This window comes from Gottfriedia acidiceleris (assembly GCF_023115465.1).
GTDB lineage: Bacteria > Bacillota > Bacilli > Bacillales > Bacillaceae_G > Gottfriedia > Gottfriedia acidiceleris_B.
The window spans coordinates 1,930,234-1,947,351 of record NZ_CP096034.1 but is presented as its reverse complement, the minus strand read 5'-3'; the positions used below and the strand labels follow the sequence as shown (position 1 = coordinate 1,947,351).

Genomic DNA, 17,118 nt, shown 5'->3' with positions numbered 1-17,118 from the left:
ATCATTTCTTAATTATTTAATTACAACGTTTTTGTAAGTGTAATCTGGTCCGAATGCATGCTCAATTAATCCAGTTACTTTTGGCTTCATAACGTATGCAATAGCACGTTGGTAAATTGGAAGAATTGCAGCATTGTCTTGTACTAAGATTTTCTCAGCTTGTAAGAATGCATCAGAACGCTTAGTTGGATCTAATAAGAATTCAGAACCTGCTTGTGAGATTAACTTATCATACTCTTTGTTAGAGAATCCCATTTGGTTGAATGGGCTTTGACTAGTCCACATATCGAAGTATGTCATTGGGTCTTTGTAGTCTGGACCCCATCCGCCGAATGAGATGTCATAATCTTTCTTAGAGTTTAAGTCTAATTGTTGTGCAAATGGAACTGATTTAATGTTAATTTTTAAACCTGGTAAGTTTTTAGTGAATTCACCTTGTAGGTACTCACTGATTTTTTTGTTAGTTTCAGTATCTGAACCTAATAATTCGATTGAAACATCTTTCTTACCGATTTCTTTTAATCCTTGTTCCCATAATGTTTTAGCATCAGCTGGATCGTATTTTACAAGTTGTCCAGAAGCATCACGGAAGTCTTTACCATTAGCATCTAAGAAGTTACTTGGAGCTAAACCGTATAAAGGTACTGAACCGTTATTTAAGATTACGCTAGTAATTGCTTCACGGTCAAATGCTTCGTTTAAAGCTTTACGGATGTTAACGTTTTTAAGAGCTGGATTTTTCGATTCGTTTACACGTAAGAAGAATACAGTTGGCTCTTTAGTTGTTCCGTAGTCAGGGCTAGATTTATATTTGTCAACAAACTCTGCAGTTAAACCAGCACGGTCAACATCACCAGACTCATATAAGTTAACTCCAGTTTGTGGATCTTTTACGATTTTAAAGTTGATTTCTTTTAATGATACGTCTTTAGCATCATAGTAGTCAGGGTTTTTAACTAACTTGTAGCTTTCATCATGTTTCCACTCTGATAATTCAAATGGACCATTGAAAATTAAATTAGATGCTTCTAAACCGTAGTTCTTACCTTGAGATTCAACATATTTTTGATTTAAAGGTAAGAATGTTGGGAAAGTTACTAAAGAATCAAAATATGGAATAGCTTTTGCTAATTTAACTTCTAAAGTTTTATCATCAACAGCTTTAACTCCTAATTGATCAACTGGTTTTTTACCAGTAGTAACATCTTCACCGTTTTGTAATACATTCAACATAAATGCATACTCAGATGCATTTTTAGGATCTGCAGCACGTTTCCATCCGTAAACGAAGTCTCCTGCAGTTACAGGGTCACCATTAGACCATTTAGCATCACGTAAGTGGAATGTATAAGTTAAACCATCAGCTGATTTATCAAAAGATTCTGCGATACCTGGTTGTACAACATCATCTTTACCTAACGTGTTTAGACCTTCCATAATGTTACCTAAAACGTTGAAAGATTCAGCATCAGTACTAGTACTTGAATCTAAGCTTGGTAATTCAGCTCCGCCTAGTAAGTTCAATACTTGTGGTTTTGCTTTTGCTGTTTCTTTTTTACCATCATTTGAGTTGTCTGAGTTACATGCAGATAAAAGCATGCTCACAGCAACAGATAAAGATAGAAAATACGATACCTTCTTTTTCATTAGATTGCCTCCCCAAAATTAAACAATTAGACTTAAAAACTATTAAAATATTCAAACAATTTATTTTGTCCGAATAGTTAATAACCTTTAACTTACTTTTATTTTACATACTTTTTAGAAAATTATCAACAAAAAATCGACATTTTTTTCAAAAAAATTAATAAATTTAAATAAATCTTTACTTTTTTGTAATTAAAACCTCCATTTTGAAGTCTTTTTTGCATATTAAATCAAAACAATTAATAATTGCCACAATTTCAATAAATGATTAAAGTTGGACAAATATGTATATTTTTTTAAAATTTCTTAAAAAATCATGTTTTAAAATTTAATTTTTCATTTGTAAGTTAAAAGAATCCAGTTAAAAAAGTATCATCTGGACACCTTTTAACATTTACTTTTAAACTTTTTCTTATACACAAAAAAAGTTAAGAAATCTTTGAGTTTTTAACATAAAACTTTCTAAAAAAGAGAAGAGTGATCCCTTCTCCTTTGTCACGCTGCTGAAATACATCCTCGTCAATTAATTTACCAAATTATCGTAAAAGGAGTAGCGTGATGTTGATTCCACTGCAGGATGCTCGCTTTCCATGGGGCGACATTCCTTAGCCTCCTCGGCAAGCCTGCGGGGGGTCTCAGTCTTCCCGCTTATCCCATAGGAGTCAAGAAACATCCGCTCCAATCAACTTATTCATCAAAAAAAATTGAGATAAACCCTAATAGCCTTTACTTAGAGTAATCTAACTGCTGTATATTAATCAGCTTGGAGATCAATTAATATCGAACATTTATTAAACTAAACAATCGAATGTGTTAAAAAAAGTCCATAATATTTTTTACTTCTAAAAAAATCATTTCTATATTAATGGAATAATGAATATAAAGTCCGTTTTCCCTATTGACGACTTTATTTTCAACACTCTGAAAAAAGCGAAAAAAGAGAAGGGTGATCCCTTCTCCTTTTTGTTTGATACTATTATTTTTCGTTAGAAGCCCATTTGTAAGAGAAATCTCCGCCAAATTTGTGCGCAATAATACCTTTAACAGAATCTTTTTGTAAATATGCACGGCCGCGTTGGTAAATTGGTGAAATACCAGCTTCATCCATAATTACTTTTTCAGCTTCTACCATATCATCCCAACGTTTTTGTGGGTCTGCTTCTTTCTTAGCAGCGTTTACAAGCTGATCATATTGTGGATTATTGTATGCCATTTCATTGAATGGACTGTTAGATAAGAACATATCAATAAATGTCATTGGATCTGGATAGTCTGGACCCCAACCTGAGAATGAGAAGTCATAATCTAATTTTTTCTCGTTATCAAGTTTAATTTCAAACGGTTGTGGAGCTACTGTAATTTTTAAACCAGGTAAATTCTTCTCAAGTTCACCAGCAACATACTCAGCAGCTTTTTTACGAGTTGTATCATCATAAGATAGCATTTTTAGCTCAAATGTATCTTTACCAAGTTCTTTTTTAGCTTCTGCCCATAATTTTTTAGCTTCTTCGACATTATATTTGTTAAAGTCACCATTATGATCACGGAAATCTTTTGAATCTGGTCCTTTTACCCACTCAGACGGAACTAACCAGTATGCAGGTTTAGAACCATCATTTAAAATCGTAGATGTAATTGCTTCTTTATCATATGCTAAGTCAAATGCTTTACGAGCTTTAGCATTTTTAAAGATTGGCAGTTTTTCATTAAAACGGAAGAATACTAAACGAGCATCTAATTGAGTTTTGTATTCAGGGTTATTTTTATATTTATCAACGTATTCAGAATCAAGCATTACTTTATCAATATCGCCGTTTTCATATAAGTTAACTGCCGAAGAAGTATCTTTAACTACATTGTATTTAATTTCATCTAACTTAACTGAATCCTTGTCCCAATATTTTGGATTCTTCTTTAATGTAAAGCTTTGCTCATGCTTCCATTCACTTAAAGTAAATGGACCATTATATAATTGAGTATTTGCTTCTAAACCATACTGATCCCCTTTAGACTCTACCCACTTTTGATTTTCAGGTAAGTATGTCCCAAAAGTAGTTAATTGTAAGAAATAAGGAGTTGGTTGTTCTAGCGTTACTTGTAATGTTTTATCATCTAGTGCTTTCACACCCAATTGGTCTTTTGGCATTTTACCATTGAAAATTGCTTCAGCATTTTTCACATAATATAAAATAAATGAATATTCAGATGCAGTTTTTGGATCTACAGCACGTTGCCAACCATAAACGAAATCATTAGCAGTTACTGGTTCACCATTTGACCATTGTGTATCACGTAAATGGAAAGTATATGTAAGACCATCTTTACTAACTTCAACCGAATCTTTCTTAGCAACTCCATCTACTACTTCGTCACCCTCTCCTAAACGAAGTAAACCTTCATTTACATTGTCTAAAACTTCAAATGACATTGAATCAGTAGTTTTTGCTGAATCCATTGAAGGAATCTCAGTAGTTGTAGTTAACCTTAACGTTTGCTTCTTATCCTTCTGTGAGTTAGTTGCTGTTTTTTCTGTGTCTTTGCCACAAGCTGCTAGTACCGTACTTAGTACCAATAAACTTGAAACAGTTGTTGCTAATCTACGCTTCATTAGAGCACCTCCAAATATTAGTGATTATTCATTTTATAATTTACTTATTTTTCTGAAAAATCACTTTTTACTTTTTCAATATACAACATATTTTTCAGAAAAAAAAGTATTTTTTTAATATTTAATTTATTTTTTATTAAATTCCCCCAAATTCCTAGTTCTAATATCATATTTTTTATTAATTTTAGTGTAGTTCAATATGATTGTATGACTATTCACATATTTTATCGGTCCAAAATACGACAATTTCCAAAGACTTTATGTCGATTCTAGAAACATTTTATGAACTTAATTATTAGATTCCATTATTACTAAATTTTAGGTTATAATATATCTTATTGAATTTGAACATAACTATTTTTTATATCAATTTTAGGAAGTGAATGTATGATAAGAAAAAGTATTCCAAACCTATTTACTCTAGGGAATTTATATTGTGGGTTTCTATCGATCGGCTTTGCAGCTAAAGGAGAATTTAGAAACGCCGCAATTCTTATTTTAATAGGAATGATGCTCGATAGTATGGACGGTCGAGTTGCTAGAGTTTTAGGAGTCCAATCACAATTAGGAAAAGAACTAGACTCTTTAGCTGATATAGTTACGTTTGGAGTTGCACCTTCCTATTTGGTATATTGTACACAATTTTCAACTGAAGGTATCTTTGGTCTTGGAATTGCTGGTTTATTCCCACTGTTTGGGGCATATAGATTAGCAAGATTTAATGTTACACCGATTTCAACTTCACTAAAATATTTTACTGGAGTTCCAATTACAGCAGCTGGTGGTCTTGTTGCTTTTTTAACATTATTTGGAAGTCGAATACCACAAATAGTCATCATAACAGTTTTTGTTGCATTAGCATTCTTAATGGTTAGTAGAATTAAAATTCCAAGCTTTAAAGATATTCCTATTCCTAAATATGCTACAATTATTACGATTTTTTTAGGATACGCATTATATCTAGTATGGCATGCTAAAAAAGAACAATGGCCATTCTTTATTTATTTAGCTATTCCGCTTTACATCTTCTTTATTTTCTTTCAATTTTTCAAAAGTAAAAAGAAACAATCAAGTAATGAAAATAAGAAACCACGTAAATTCCGTTTAAAAAGAAAATCTTAATACAAAGTATGTTTTGATGTATTGTTTTTCATCAAAGCATACTTTTTTTATCTATTTATTCTTTTTAAATCGCATTTTTCTTGCACATTAATCATTACTGTTCTATAATGACTTAGGATTAAATCGTATTTATTACGATTTTGAATATTTTATTAAATTTATGCATTTAATTGTTTGATAAGAATTATCTTACTTTTTTTTTAAAACTTAAAAAGGAATGATTACGAATTAATAAAAATATTTTAACTTTATTCGTTTATTAACCACCTCATTTAAAAATACTAAAATGATTAATTTTTTAGGGAGAGAAAAAAATGAAATTAAAAAAATTGGCAATAACGACTTTGCTAGTAACAAGTGCAGTTCTGTCAGCTTGCAATAAAGACACACATCAGCAAAGTACAAAAAATAAAAATAAGCTAACGATATATACAACCATTTATCCTTTACAAGATTTTGCTGAAAAAATTGGTGGTAAATACGTTGATGTACATTCCATATACCCTACTGGTGTGGATACTCATGATTTTGAACCAACTTCTAAACAAATAGTAAAAATCGCAAACTCTGATTTATTTGTTTACAATGGTGCAGGTATGGAACCTTTTGCAGATAAAATTAAAGATACACTTAAAAATAATGATGTTGCAATCTTAGAGGCAACTAAAAATATTGAATTAATAAAGTCAAACGAAGAAGAAATTGAGGAAGATGAAGATCATCATGACGTTGATCCACATGTTTGGTTAGATCCATCTCGTGCAAAAATTGAAGCACAAAATATTAGAGATGAATTAGTTAAATTAATGCCAAAAAACAAACAATACTTTGAAGCAAATTATGATAAAATTGAAAATCAATTTGATGAACTTGATAATGAATTAAGAAATTTAGTTTTACATTCTGCACGTAAGGATATTGTCGTTTCACATGCAGCTTATGGATATTTGGAACAACATTACGGAATTGAACAAATCCCGATCACAGGACTTTCCCCTTCTCAAGAGCCATCACAGAAGGATTTAAAGAAAGTTGTTGATTTTGTAAAAGAACATCATGTCAAATATATATTGTTCGAAACATTTGCTACACCAAAAGTAGCAACAGTTGTAAAAAATGAAACCCATGCTGAAATCTTAAGACTTAATCACCTAGCAACTATTTCAGAAGATGATTTAAAGAAACATAAAGATTATTTTGACTTAATGCAAGAAAATATCGACACATTAGATAAGACATTAAATAACCGTTAAAAAAGAGGGCTCAATTTGATGAGTCCTCTTTTATTACGATTTATCCTACTTTCATTTGATCAGAAAAAGGTTCAGGTTTTTTCTTGATTTCTTTAAACATCAATTCAAATAAATATGCTCCAATCAAGGCTAGGAGCGAAATTATGCTAAATGTCCATTTATATCCAATTAGCCCAGCTAGTGGAATCGTTAATGGTGCTATCGTTCGTCCGAGTGACCATCTTAAACCTGCTGCTGCAAAATACTGTCCACGTTGATTTTCAGGGGCAATTTTTGCAATAAATGAGTTCTGATTTCCTACAACCAATATCTCACCCAACGTAAAGAGTGCCATTGCAATAAAAATAACATAGGCTGATAGGGTGAATCCAAACAATAACATAGATAAAGCATAACAAACAGATGATGCAAAAAATAAAAATCTTTCATTAAACTTATTGGCAAATTTCGTTATTAAAACTGTAAATAATGCTACGATTAAACCATTTTCGGCTATGACCCAGCTAAATAATGTTTCACTATTTGTTCGTAAAATAAGATTACCAAAACTAAATAATGTTTGAACCGGAATACTTTCTTTTATATAAACCGCTAGTAATAAATCTAATTGAGTAAAAGTTTGAGAGATTAATATACCAGCTGCTACAAATAAGAAGAAAACCTTATCAGTAAAAATTACACGATAATTCTTTACTTGTTTAATTAAAACTTTTGAAATAGACGCTTCTTTTTCTTGTCTTAAAGAGTCTGGTAATGATTCCTTTATTAATAGTAGAATCATAAAAGCGACAATTAAAAAGATCAATGAAGAAATAGTAAATAATAAAAATCTTGCTTTGAAAAATAAAATACCACCAATAATTGGACCGATCACTACATTAATATTTATCATCGTATAAAAAACAGCGAAGACTAAGTTTCTTTCATCTTTATCCTCAACTGTATCTGCTACCATAGCAGAACTTGCAGGATTATATAGCATTCCTGTGACACTTATAATTGCAAATCCTAAAAAAGTTAGCCATGGAGAATTTAAAATTGGTAAATTTGCAATTGTTAGCAAAATCATTCCTCCAGCTTGAATGAAAGCTGAAATTACCATCATTCGTTTTCGGCCATAAGTATCAGCCAAATATCCACCGATTAAATTTGCAAATACACCAACAGCTTGAGAGCACATAAGTAAGATCCCTGCTGTCACTTTGCCTAATTCTTCAGCAAAATAAATGGCTAAAAATGGTAAATACATCCAAAAAAACAATCCAAAGAAAAACTCAGCAACAAGCCTGATCTTCATATTAAAATTCCATTTAAGTATATTCATGATGTCCGTCCCCCTAACCTTCTCACTTTAACATAATTAAAAAAATGCGTAAATTTAATTTTAATTGGTACTTCCTTCTTCATATGCAATCTATTACAATATGCATTTAATTAATTTGTTTATAAACTTTTACTAATGGAGCATGTCTATTTTCCTTAAATGTATCATACAATTTAGTACTACATTTAGGAGGACTTCCTATGAAATTCAACTTTAGTAAAGAAGCTCGAAATATAGCCTTTACGTATGTCGGAACAGTGATTGGAGCAGGTTTTGCAACGGGTAAAGAGATAGTAGAGTTCTTTTCAATTAACGGGGTATATGGTGCAATGGGGATCCTTTTTGCCACTATATTATTTTGTTGGTTTGGAACAAAAATTATGACAATTGCTCATACATATAAATTAAATTCTGCTCAGCAATTTAATGTACTATTGTTTGGAGAACTCGGAGGAAATATTATTAATGGGCTATTATTTTTTGTTTTAATTGGCGTTACAAGTGTCATGTTGTCTGGTGCGGGAGCTGTATTTAAAAATTACTTACATTTTGACTCATTTATCGGATCATTATTATTTATCATTTTGACTTTTATGGTTTTAAGAAAAGGGACAAGTGGTTTATTCAGTCTAAATAATACGGTAGTCCCAATTATGTGTGCTTTTATCGTCGCAGTTTTCATCAACTCACATTTACCATTTACGATGCATGAAATAACATTAGACCATATTTTACCTTCTATTAATACGCTTAACTATACAGTGTTTACAAAACCAATAACCTATGTTTGTTTAAATATGGCATTAGCCCAGGCAGTTTTAGTACCGATTGGTTTTGAATGCAAAGAAAAATCTTCTATTGTTCAAGGCGGTGTATTAGGCGGTTTAATATTGGGCACTATTTTATTACTAATTCACCTGAACGTTTCAGGTGTAACCAATTTTCAACAGTATGATATTCCAATGGTAGAGGTAATCAAAAAAATCCATCCAATTTTCTATTACTTTTTCCTAATGGTTATTCTAGCTGAAATTTTCACCACATTAGTTGGAAATATATATGGGATGTCTAGACAAATTAATTCTTATATCCGATTAAATACAAATGTAGTCGTGATCTTATTATTAATTTGTTGCTTGTTTATTAGCATTATTGGCTATGGACCATTATTAACATTCCTTTATCCACTTATCGGTTGGATTAGTTTCCTTGTAATCCTAACCTTACTAAAACCTAAAAAATCATCTTAATCGCAATCTTCACAAACTTCATAATATAAACCAAATTCAATGTGTAACTTTGGCTTCCATTGAATCTTAAACATCCTACTTTGCCAACGTTCTAATACAAATTGAATTGAATTTTCATCATGATCGTTTATTAAGATCATTTGATGAACTTGTAAGCTTTTTACTGAGAAGCGATTTTCATTTTCGATATACCAATCAATCGTTAACTCATCGTATTCATTTATAATAAACTTAACATACGTGCTAGGTTTATCTTTCAGACTCATCTCGCTAAATAGTCCTTCGTCAGTCACAATAATCGGATAATCACCTTTATCATTTTTTTCTAATTTTATTTGAAAGGTATTTTCTAAAAAACAAATCATTTTGTCACCTTCTAATTTATGATATGTTGATAGTTTAACAAATAAAGACAGGAAAAGACAGGAATATGCCGCTTCAAAAGATCTCATTAGACTGGCAATGATGAAATTTTGTCCTCAAAATGAAAAAGGATTACTCTTAAATCAAAGAGTAATCCTTTTTATTTATTTTCGATTGTATAAAGCTTTATATTTAGACCATGTATTTCTTCTTTCTTTCATTAAACTAATGAATTCCGGTTTACATTCATCTAAATTAGTTAACGCTACTAGTTCGTTATTATTCCATTTTGTTACAATACCTTCTGTAGTATAAATTAAGTATTGGTATTCTAAGTAACTTCCTAACGTTGACAAGCTTATTTGTTCAAAAATATTTTCTGCAAAACTGTTAGAAAATGAAACACATACCGGCCTAGTGCCCACTCGATCCAAGTCAAGTACATGTACAATTTTCCGATTACAGTCTATACATAATGAATAGACGGAAGGAACAATTCCACCAGTTAGAAAAACTTGTTCATTGCTATAGAATTCCTTCACTCTAATCCTCCTATTATCATTGTATATAATTATATGCAATAAAAAATAGAATTGACTAGTTAAATTTCATTATGCCCCACTTTATTTAATGGAATTTTGGATAAACATAATCTTCCCTGATTCATTAAATTTTAAAGAAGCTTCAAATTCTTTGCCATCCTTTGAAAACCCTTTAATAGCTTCTGTAGTCTCACCGTTTAATAACTGCTTTATTAACGCCTTTGTAATTGTTTTTCCTAATATTTTTTTTGAAATTGTAACTTCACATTTTGTTTTTTGGAATTGATCGCACCCATAAAATGACCCTTTATCGACCATTTTACCACCACATTTAATACATTTTCCAACACTAGTTGATTTTTTCTTCGGACCAAACTTCGAATTTTGCATCTCTTCAATTTTAAACTCTGAAAAATTCCATATCTTCTCATTTTCATATGCATCAAGAATTATTTTTTCAGTTAATTTTTTTGTTTGTTCCATAAACTCAAGACTACTTGCTTTTCCTTCACCAATTTCACTTAATCTCTGTTCCCATTTTGCAGTCATTTCAGGTGAAGTTAAAATATTTTCCCCTAGCGCATAGATTATAAGCTTCCCTTTATCCGTAGCGAAAACTTGATTTTTCTTAACTTCAATATATTTTCTATTTTTTAAAGTACCAATAATACCGGCCCTAGTTGCCTCAGTACCTAGTCCTTCAGTTTTATTTAGTATTTTTGTTAATTCCGGATTATCAATATGTTTTCCGGCAGACTTCATTAATGTTATTAATTGTCCCTCTGTATATCTCTTAGGTGCTTGAGTTTTCTTTTCCTTTACCTCTACTTTTTTTACAATTCCTTCTTGCCCAGTTTCAACAACGGGTAAATTTTGTTCTTCTGTATTTTTTTCTTTTGATTTTTCGAATATGACTTTACGCCAACCTTCCTGAACCATTATTTTCCCTTTTGAAATAAAAGTCGCTCGTCCGTCAACTAACGTATGAATTGTTGTATAATCAAAAACTGAATTAGGATAATGTGCACTAATTAAACGATTTACAATTAATTCATATATTTTCAATTCCTCATCATTCATTTTTTGGATATTTGGTACTTGCTCAGTAGGAATAATTGCATAGTGATCCGTGACCTTTTTCTCATTAACGTAGCGACTATTATTTAATATCGATTGATTTGGCAGAGGAAAGAATTTTGAAAATTGCTCAATATTTTCAAGCTTCTTCAATATATCTGGGAGCATCATTGCTTCTTCTTTCGTAATAAAACTTGAGTCTGAACGTGGATATGAAATATTCCCTTTGACATAAAGTTTTTGTGCAATCTCAAGTGTTTTTTGAGGTGAAAATTTATATTTACTGTTTGCATCAGCTTGGAGTGCCGATAAATTATATAGAAAAGGTGGTTGAAACTCTTTTCTTTCTTGCTCAATATCAGTAATTTTTACGTTTTTATTTTCACAGAAGCCAGCAATTTTTTCAGCTAATTCCTTTGACATAATTTTAGATTCTAATTCGTTATGCCATTTTCCAAAAAATTTTTGCTTATCAAACTGAAAAGTAGCAAAAACCTCCCAATAAGGTTCGGAATTAAACCTTTCAATTTCAAGTTCTCTTTTAACAATAAGTGCTAATGTAGGTGTTTGAACTCTTCCTAACGAAAATACATCCTGGATTCCTTTTTTTTGTAAATGTAATGAATATACTCTTGATGCATTCATCCCAACTAACCAATCTGCACATGCACGGCTATACGCCTCAAAGAATAAGCTTTTTGTTTCACTTTCATCCAATAGTTGACTAAATCCTTTTTTAACAGCATTTTCTGTTAATGACGAAATCCAAAGTCTTCTCATTGGTTTTTTATTTCCAGCTAAATTTAAAATAAGGCGAACGATATGTTCTCCTTCCCGTTCACAGTCACCTGCAAGAATTATTTCACTAACCTCATCTAAATGGACTAAATTCTTAATGATTGAAAATTGATCCCATTTTCCTTTTGATACTTTATGCCCAAAGCGATTAGGTATAATTGGCAAAGTATTTAATGACCACTTTTTCCATTTTTCATCATATTCTTCAGGTGATAATAACTCACATAAATGGCCAATTGCCCAAGTTAAATAAGCACCTTTTGGAAAAAACTCGTTAGGTTGAATGACTAAGAACCCTTTTTTCTTTTGAAATTTAAAAGGGGCTGCAAGCTTTAAACCTTGATCAGGCTTTTCGGCAATAATTAATTTCATTTTCTTCCTCACAATTTAATCTAATTTTTGTTTCTTGTTTTTTGTTAGATATAGTTATTATATAACTTATGTAATGGTAGGGAAAGCAGGAAGAAACAGAAAAAGGCAGTGCCAAAAGAATTCATTCTCTTGAACTGCCTTTACTTCTCTTCTTGATTTTACAATCTTAACTACACGCTGGATTACGCGGTATTTGTATAAATTCTACTTCTTCTAATATTTTAATTCGTTTTGTTACAATGACAACATAGTTAGCTGTCCATATATATTGAGGAAAGTTATTTTCATCAACCATCATAGCTTGAAATGTATCATTCATCATTTCTTCAAATTTTTCCTCTGTGATTAAATCATTTTCAATATTAAATTCAATCCATTCACAATGAATCATTTTCATCACTCCGTCTCTTTATAAAGTGAAATCAAGATTGATTCTTACTAGTAATTTAAATTACTTACTATGGTTGTAGTATATCATGTACTTCCCAACTTGTGAATTATTTCACAAGTTCGTATTAACTTTTTTTTTATTTATGAAATTTTTAAGTCAATTGAATGTATATTTTGATATTAAGCGCTTACTTGACTTATAATCTCAATAGTTGTATATTAATTTCAACATTTATTAAAAATATTAATAAATGGAAATTCTTTCGCGCTTCATGTGCAATGTTTTAGGAGGAAAAGAAAAATGCAAGGAAAAGTAAAATGGTTCAACAATGAAAAAGGTTTTGGATTCATCGAAGTTGAAGGTGGAGACGATGTATTCGTACATTTCTCAGCAATCCAAACTGAAGGATTCAAATCTTTAGAAGAAGGTGCTGAAGTTTCTTTTGACATTGTTGAAGGTAACCGTGGACCTCAAGCTGCTAACGTAGTAAAGCTATAATATAAACTTGACTACATAAAGGACTGATCCATCAGTCCTTTTTATTTTTTCCTAAAAGATCATACTAGGAATTATTCAGTATACATAGACAAAAAAAAATCCTATCGCTTTTCATGATTCCTATTTTATTTGGGAATACTACGAAGTGAAATAAGGAGGGTGTTTATGTCAAACTTTAATAATTTTGAGGATGTTGAAATGAAAGTTAAAGCTGCTCAAAAACTTGTAGGCTATGCAACAATGAGCATGGATGAGCAACAATTAACAGATGCAACCACAGCTGTTAATCAAGCAAGAGAACAGCTTGAAAAAATGAAAGGCCTTGCTACTGATTTAGATGATGAGTTTTTAAAGAAACAAGAAGAAGACTTAATGCAAATTGAGCAACAAATAAGAGAAGCTCAGATATAATGAAAAAGAAGGTACTTTTATTAGTACCTTCTTTTTCATTAAGTTAGTGCTAGTTAGCAGTCTGAAGTTAATTTCTTACCGATTGTTTTTATTTTTTCTCCAATTGTACATTTATTAATACAAAATGATTGTGCGAATTTTTGACTATGGTCTTTCCTAAAATGCTTATAGACAAAACAGCCATCGCAATAAGTCTTTATTAAAGTATCTATTTCCTCCAAGATTTCTTTACGTTCCATATCATAATTCACCTCTTTATGTAACTTCAATCGTACTTATTATCTTATTCCCTTTAAGTGCTTGCGTTGCTAGATTATGAGCTTCTTTATTATCATTACGTTTAATAAGTTCTAATTGTAAGGTTAATTTTAAGTTTTTACATTTTCTTTCAATTCGATTGATAAATCGTTCATGTTGTTCTTCATAACAAGGCCAATCTCCATTTAATTGATTAATCACTACTTGTGAATCCCCTTTAATTACAATTGTTTGTCCTGTTATATTCATTTCCTCTAACAGTAAGATTGCATTTTCAATCGCAGCAAACTCCGCTTCATTATTTGTCAATAACCCATCTAATTTTTCATTAAACCTTTTTCGATAGTTTTTACCATTTTGACTAAAGTATAAGCATACGCCAATTCCAGATATAGATGTTGCTAGATCAAATCCACCGTCAAAAAATATTGAGATATTATGAGGTTCTTCTTCGAGTTCTTTTAAGTATTTTATTACTTGTTTTTTAGTCCACTCTGTGTCGAATTGATCTAAAAAGATGATTTCTCTTGTTCTACCTGTACTTTCAAAATCTTCTGCTAAAAGTAGTGCTTCTTTTATTTCTAACCATTCAGTTTCAAGTGTAATTTGATATTTCTTTTTGGTTTGATACTTCCAACTAATCTTTAGCTTCATCCGACACACCTCTTCTATTGTTAATTTTAGACTTGTTATGCTTTTATATAAATTACTTCATTTCATATTTTAAGTTTTCATTTTTTTGAATATATACTAAAATGGTACATATATAAGTTTTGGAGGTTTGCTATGATTGAAGTTTATATTGACGGAGCTTCCAAAGGAAATCCCGGGCCCTCAGGTGCAGGTATTTTCATAAAAGGAATTAAAGAACCTGTTTTTTTAAGTATTCCATTAGATTCGATGTCTAATCATGAAGCTGAGTTTCATGCATTGCTACTTGCACTAGATTATTGTGTCAAAAATAATTTAACAATTGTTTCATTCCGTACAGATTCAAAAATCGTTGAAGAAAGTATTGATAAGAAATATTCGAAAAACGATCTCTTTATTCCTTTATTAGAGAAATCATTCAAGTTGATTAATCAACTTGAACTTTTCTTTATAAAATGGATTCCATCAAGCGCAAATAAGGTTGCAGATGAACTTGCTCGAAAAGCTATAAAATAAAAAAGGAATGGACGATATGAAAAATAAATTAATCGCTTTTTCTTCTTTACTCTTTGTGTCCTTCATTTGGGGTTCTTCGCTTTTCATTGTTAAAGAAACACTTAAGTTTGTCCAACCATTTACATTTAATGCATTACGATTTATTGTAGCAGCAATTGTATTATTTACAGTTCAAACTTTATTAAATCGAAAAAATAATAAAAGATATCGCGGTAAAGCTGGTTTTATTTTCCCCGGAATCGTTATAGGATTATTTTTATTTCTAGGTTTCGTATTTCAAACATTTGGATTACATTACACGTCTATATCCAAATCAGGTTTTATTATAGGTATTAGTGTTGCGATTGTTCCTTTTCTTTTATTCTTTAAATATAAGAAAAAACTTACTTTACGGGAAAATGTATGTGCAATTATTGCCTTTATCGGATTATTTTTGTTAACACTATCAACAAATTCCAAGTTTAATTCTGGTGATATTATTTCCTTTTTCAGTGCGATTGCGTTTGCTCTTCATATTATTTATTCAACGATCTACTCACCTAGTTATAATTCATTACAACTGGCAACTGTACAAATAACTTTTGTAGGTTTAGCCTCATGGACATTTGCTTTAATCTTTGAGGATTGGCAAGTCATTTTCAACCATGCATTATGGACAAATAAATATTTTGTTTTTTCAATATTATTTACTGCCATTTTTTGTACCGCTGCAGCTTTCTTTATCCAAATGTTTGCCCAACGTACAATAAGTGCGACTGAAGTAGGGATTATTCTCGCTACTGAACCAGTTTTTGCAGCGATTACTGGGTATTATTATGGTGGAGAAAGATTACAAGAAATTGGTTTATTCGGATGTAGCTTGATTTTAGTTTCTACAATCGTAACTCAAATTAGAAAGAACAAAAGTAAAAAGCAATTATATAAAGAAGAAAAAACCATTCACAAAATGTGAATGGTTTTTTTTCCCGCAAATGCCGTTATTCCTTTTATGTCTAAGTAAACCGAACTCCAAGGTGGATGTCCTCACAAGTAACGCTCATCCTCCAATATGTAGGCACGATGTTGTTACTTAAATATCGGTCTTCCGGTATACAAATCATTGGTTTAAGACATAAACTGACAACGCACACAGCAGGTTTTGTTAATTTGTATTCTCATTCTATACCAATTAAATCTAATTTGCAACTATAATTATATTTTCTTATTCACAACATTTTCTTCATAAGAAATCCAGTCACTATAACTTCCAGGATAGAGTTTTACATTTGTATATCCAGCTTCAATTAACCCTAAATAATTAACACAGCCAGTGACACCTGAACCGCAATAAACAACAGTTTCTTTGTTATAGTTAAATGGTTTAAAAAGAGTTTGTAATTCTTCTTTTGATTTAAATTCTCCCGCTTCATTTAAAACATCTTTCCAAAATGAATTTTTGGCTCCAGGTATATGGCCAGCAATTCGATCAATTGGTTCAAATTCACCAATATATCGAATAGATTCTCTAGAATCAATGCAATTGAAATCCTCTTTTTTACCATTCTTTTTAACTTCATCCATCGAAGTAATCATATACTCTTGAACACTAATCTCGAATTTTTTAGGTAAAACTTCTTCAATTTTAGTAGTTACTTCAAAATCATTTTCCAACCATTTTTTATAACCACCATTTAATACAAAAGTAAACTGGTGCCCTACTAAATTACATAAAAACCAACATCTTGCGGCATTATCATTCGTACCATCGTCATAACAAATAACAATCGTATCATGATCGATCCCTAGATTTCCTAAAAGATTTCCAAAATCACTTAAATTAGGAAACGGATGTCTGCCTCCATGCTTTTGCACTGGACTAGATAAATCATTATTTAAATCAACATAACGAGAAAGCGGAATATGATTTTTCTGATACTCATTTAAACCATATTCAGGATTTGACAATTGAAATCGACAATCTAAAAATACAACATTTTTATTTAAGCGCAATTTATGTGCAATGTTTACATCAATAATATTTTTCAATTTTAATTGTCC

17 protein-coding genes and 1 other RNA gene are annotated in these 17,118 nt (G+C 30.8%); 7 read left to right on the top strand and 11 right to left on the bottom strand.

Features of this window, described 5'->3' with window-relative positions:
- Positions 1–12: 12 nt before the first annotated feature.
- Entirely contained in the window at positions 13–1,647 is a 1,635-nt protein-coding gene (locus MY490_RS09445) for a peptide ABC transporter substrate-binding protein (protein WP_248268956.1), read from the bottom strand.
- A gap of 976 nt (positions 1,648–2,623) precedes the next feature.
- A complete protein-coding gene (locus MY490_RS09440) occupies positions 2,624–4,255 on the bottom strand; it encodes a peptide ABC transporter substrate-binding protein (protein WP_248268955.1) in 1,632 nt (543 codons plus the stop codon).
- 387 nt (positions 4,256–4,642) lie between these two features.
- Here MY490_RS09440 and pssA point away from each other — a divergent pair, with 387 nt between their 5' ends.
- Both pssA and MY490_RS09430 read left to right on the top strand, forming a co-directional pair.
- On the top strand, positions 4,643–5,377 hold the full coding sequence (gene pssA / locus MY490_RS09435) for a CDP-diacylglycerol--serine O-phosphatidyltransferase (protein ID WP_248268954.1): 735 nt from the start codon (positions 4,643–4,645) through the stop codon (positions 5,375–5,377).
- 314 nt (positions 5,378–5,691) lie between these two features.
- On the top strand, positions 5,692–6,630 hold the full coding sequence (locus MY490_RS09430) for a metal ABC transporter substrate-binding protein (protein ID WP_248268953.1): 939 nt from the start codon (positions 5,692–5,694) through the stop codon (positions 6,628–6,630).
- A 40-nt stretch (positions 6,631–6,670) separates the two neighbouring features.
- On the opposite strand, the gene MY490_RS09425 is transcribed toward MY490_RS09430, so the two are convergent.
- Positions 6,671–7,954: an MDR family MFS transporter gene (locus tag MY490_RS09425; RefSeq protein ID WP_248268952.1), complete on the bottom strand. Its 1,284-nt coding sequence runs from the start codon at positions 7,952–7,954 to the stop codon at positions 6,671–6,673.
- A gap of 200 nt (positions 7,955–8,154) precedes the next feature.
- Here MY490_RS09425 and MY490_RS09420 point away from each other — a divergent pair, with 200 nt between their 5' ends.
- Positions 8,155–9,204, top strand: a complete 1,050-nt coding sequence (locus MY490_RS09420; protein WP_248268951.1) for a YkvI family membrane protein — start codon at positions 8,155–8,157, stop codon at positions 9,202–9,204.
- Here MY490_RS09420 and MY490_RS09415 read toward each other — a convergent pair.
- The 4 genes from MY490_RS09415 to MY490_RS09400 all read right to left on the bottom strand — a co-directional run bounded on the left by MY490_RS09415 (position 9,201) and on the right by MY490_RS09400 (position 12,747).
- Entirely contained in the window at positions 9,201–9,569 is a 369-nt protein-coding gene (locus MY490_RS09415; protein ID WP_248268950.1) for a DUF3979 family protein, read from the bottom strand. The two genes, MY490_RS09420 and MY490_RS09415, sit on opposite strands and share 4 nt — an antisense overlap.
- Positions 9,570–9,731: 162 nt before the next feature.
- Positions 9,732–10,109 (bottom strand): hypothetical protein, encoded by a 378-nt coding sequence (locus MY490_RS09410; protein ID WP_248268949.1) that lies wholly within the window; start codon positions 10,107–10,109, stop codon positions 9,732–9,734.
- 81 nt (positions 10,110–10,190) lie between these two features.
- Positions 10,191–12,356, bottom strand: a complete 2,166-nt coding sequence (locus tag MY490_RS09405; RefSeq protein WP_248268948.1) for a DNA topoisomerase III — start codon at positions 12,354–12,356, stop codon at positions 10,191–10,193.
- 166 nt (positions 12,357–12,522) lie between these two features.
- On the bottom strand, positions 12,523–12,747 hold the full coding sequence (locus MY490_RS09400) for a hypothetical protein (protein WP_248268947.1): 225 nt from the start codon (positions 12,745–12,747) through the stop codon (positions 12,523–12,525).
- A gap of 300 nt (positions 12,748–13,047) precedes the next feature.
- On the opposite strand from MY490_RS09400, the gene cspD reads away from it, so the two are divergent.
- Together cspD and MY490_RS09390 are read left to right on the top strand one after the other, a co-directional pair.
- The gene (cspD, locus tag MY490_RS09395; protein WP_098846788.1) at positions 13,048–13,245 is read left to right on the top strand and encodes a cold-shock protein CspD; all 198 of its coding nucleotides are present in this window, start codon (positions 13,048–13,050) and stop codon (positions 13,243–13,245) included.
- A gap of 165 nt (positions 13,246–13,410) precedes the next feature.
- A complete protein-coding gene (locus tag MY490_RS09390) occupies positions 13,411–13,656 on the top strand; it encodes a DUF2564 family protein (RefSeq protein WP_098231404.1) in 246 nt (81 codons plus the stop codon).
- Positions 13,657–13,709: 53 nt separating this feature from the next.
- On the opposite strand, the gene MY490_RS09385 is transcribed toward MY490_RS09390, so the two are convergent.
- Together MY490_RS09385 and MY490_RS09380 are read right to left on the bottom strand one after the other, a co-directional pair.
- A complete protein-coding gene (locus MY490_RS09385; protein WP_248268946.1) occupies positions 13,710–13,895 on the bottom strand; it encodes a zinc-finger domain-containing protein in 186 nt (61 codons plus the stop codon).
- A 16-nt stretch (positions 13,896–13,911) separates the two neighbouring features.
- A complete protein-coding gene (locus MY490_RS09380; protein WP_248268945.1) occupies positions 13,912–14,568 on the bottom strand; it encodes a reverse transcriptase-like protein in 657 nt (218 codons plus the stop codon).
- A 132-nt stretch (positions 14,569–14,700) separates the two neighbouring features.
- Here MY490_RS09380 and MY490_RS09375 point away from each other — a divergent pair, with 132 nt between their 5' ends.
- Positions 14,701–15,081 carry a reverse transcriptase-like protein gene (locus MY490_RS09375; protein ID WP_248268944.1) on the top strand — a complete coding sequence of 127 codons (381 nt, stop codon included), beginning with the start codon at positions 14,701–14,703 and terminating at the stop codon, positions 15,079–15,081.
- A 16-nt stretch (positions 15,082–15,097) separates the two neighbouring features.
- Complete coding sequence (locus MY490_RS09370) at positions 15,098–16,033, top strand: DMT family transporter (RefSeq protein ID WP_248268943.1); 936 nt, start codon at positions 15,098–15,100, stop codon at positions 16,031–16,033.
- A 6-nt stretch (positions 16,034–16,039) separates the two neighbouring features.
- On the opposite strand, the gene ssrS is transcribed toward MY490_RS09370, so the two are convergent.
- Positions 16,040–16,222, bottom strand: a non-coding RNA gene (ssrS, locus tag MY490_RS09365) — 6S RNA.
- 50 nt (positions 16,223–16,272) lie between these two features.
- A complete protein-coding gene (locus tag MY490_RS09360; RefSeq protein WP_248268942.1) occupies positions 16,273–17,106 on the bottom strand; it encodes a sulfurtransferase in 834 nt (277 codons plus the stop codon).
- Between the last annotated feature and the right edge of the window lie 12 nt (positions 17,107–17,118).

Excerpts from the sequence above, each read along its gene's own strand:
- MY490_RS09405 (WP_248268948.1), bottom strand. The coding sequence starts at position 12,356 with ATGAAATTAATTATTGCCGAAAAGCCTGATCAAGGTTTAAAGCTTGCA.
- MY490_RS09380 (WP_248268945.1), bottom strand. The coding sequence starts at position 14,568 with ATGAAGCTAAAGATTAGTTGGAAGTATCAAACCAAAAAGAAATATCAA.
- MY490_RS09420 (WP_248268951.1), top strand. The coding sequence starts at position 8,155 with ATGAAATTCAACTTTAGTAAAGAAGCTCGAAATATAGCCTTTACGTAT.
- MY490_RS09370 (WP_248268943.1), top strand. The coding sequence starts at position 15,098 with ATGAAAAATAAATTAATCGCTTTTTCTTCTTTACTCTTTGTGTCCTTC.
- MY490_RS09415 (WP_248268950.1), bottom strand. The coding sequence starts at position 9,569 with ATGATTTGTTTTTTAGAAAATACCTTTCAAATAAAATTAGAAAAAAAT.
- cspD (WP_098846788.1), top strand. The coding sequence starts at position 13,048 with ATGCAAGGAAAAGTAAAATGGTTCAACAATGAAAAAGGTTTTGGATTC.
- MY490_RS09425 (WP_248268952.1), bottom strand. The coding sequence starts at position 7,954 with ATGAATATACTTAAATGGAATTTTAATATGAAGATCAGGCTTGTTGCT.
- pssA (WP_248268954.1), top strand. The coding sequence starts at position 4,643 with ATGATAAGAAAAAGTATTCCAAACCTATTTACTCTAGGGAATTTATAT.
- MY490_RS09385 (WP_248268946.1), bottom strand. The coding sequence starts at position 13,895 with ATGGAACGTAAAGAAATCTTGGAGGAAATAGATACTTTAATAAAGACT.
- MY490_RS09445 (WP_248268956.1), bottom strand. The coding sequence starts at position 1,647 with ATGAAAAAGAAGGTATCGTATTTTCTATCTTTATCTGTTGCTGTGAGC.
- MY490_RS09390 (WP_098231404.1), top strand. The coding sequence starts at position 13,411 with ATGTCAAACTTTAATAATTTTGAGGATGTTGAAATGAAAGTTAAAGCT.
- MY490_RS09375 (WP_248268944.1), top strand. The coding sequence starts at position 14,701 with ATGATTGAAGTTTATATTGACGGAGCTTCCAAAGGAAATCCCGGGCCC.
- MY490_RS09440 (WP_248268955.1), bottom strand. The coding sequence starts at position 4,255 with ATGAAGCGTAGATTAGCAACAACTGTTTCAAGTTTATTGGTACTAAGT.
- MY490_RS09430 (WP_248268953.1), top strand. The coding sequence starts at position 5,692 with ATGAAATTAAAAAAATTGGCAATAACGACTTTGCTAGTAACAAGTGCA.
- MY490_RS09400 (WP_248268947.1), bottom strand. The coding sequence starts at position 12,747 with ATGATTCATTGTGAATGGATTGAATTTAATATTGAAAATGATTTAATC.